Genomic DNA, 891 nt, shown 5'->3' with positions numbered 1-891 from the left:
GCGAGTAACCACCACGCCAACGCCAGAGTGAGCTGGCGATCGACCTGACGGCGACCGAGGAAAACGTTGCGCGCCACAATGACGACAACCATGGTGGCAAGCAGAACGAGGCTGTACGCGTACGGCAGCTCCGATGTCGCTTCTTTGATCAGCAGGTCGCTGGCAGCAAGGGGGACCTCGCTCACTGGACCACCGTCGAGATGATGCGGTTGAAGTGTCCTCTGCCGTCATCGGCGATGCTGCCCTGCGAGAGCACAGCGAGCTTGGTGCCGAGCAGTTCCGCCTCGGCTTCGGTGGTGGTGTCGAAACTCGTCCGGCGCATCATGTACCGGATCGCATCCGGATCTATGCCACTGGTCAGCGGGCTGTCGGTAGGGCTGAACGGTTCACCTTTGTGGCAGCAGAGGACGTGGCCGACCTCATGGAAGATTGTCTGCCGCTGATGTCGCTCACTGCGGTTGGGGTCGTACATGATGATGTCCTCATCCGCGAGGCCGAACAGGACTCCGCAGCGGCGGTTGCCGATCACGGTGCCCTCCGGATACGGAAGCAAACGAATCGGGCGGCCGGTGTCCTTCTCCAGCCAAGCCAAAAACTCGTGAACTGTCCAAGGCGGCGACAACGGGATCCGGCTAAGGACTTCATCCACGCGTTTCGTGTGGCTACCCCCTACACGCATTGGCTGTCCTTCCCCCGAAGTTGACGGTGCTGCACGACATAGGGCACGAAGTGCAACCCTATCGAACCGCCCACGCGTAGTAACCTTGGCCAAAACTGGACAAAAAACCAGCGAAGAATAAACAAAATGAGTTCGGTCGGCGTGTCTGCGGTGTCCGAGCACGTTCCTGTAACAGGATAAGTGCGCACCATCGACCCGGAGAAAGGGGGCAC

2 protein-coding genes are annotated in these 891 nt (G+C 60.0%); both read right to left on the bottom strand.

What is annotated here, in order from left to right; translation table 11 throughout:
* On the bottom strand, positions 1-185 hold a 185-nt coding region (locus tag ACFWJO_RS38965; RefSeq protein WP_386872953.1), incomplete at its 3' end, for a hypothetical protein.
* On the bottom strand, positions 182-649 hold the full coding sequence (locus tag ACFWJO_RS38960; RefSeq protein ID WP_236581335.1) for an ImmA/IrrE family metallo-endopeptidase: 468 nt from the start codon (positions 647-649) through the stop codon (positions 182-184). The genes ACFWJO_RS38965 and ACFWJO_RS38960, both read right to left, overlap by 4 nt.
* Between the last annotated feature and the right edge of the window lie 242 nt (positions 650-891).

Source organism: Streptomyces sp. NPDC127092 (assembly GCF_042722475.1).
In the GTDB taxonomy this organism is placed as follows: Bacteria; Actinomycetota; Actinomycetes; order Streptomycetales; family Streptomycetaceae; genus Streptomyces.
Note: the sequence above shows the minus strand (reverse complement) of the source record. Positions and strands in the feature narration are given on the sequence as shown.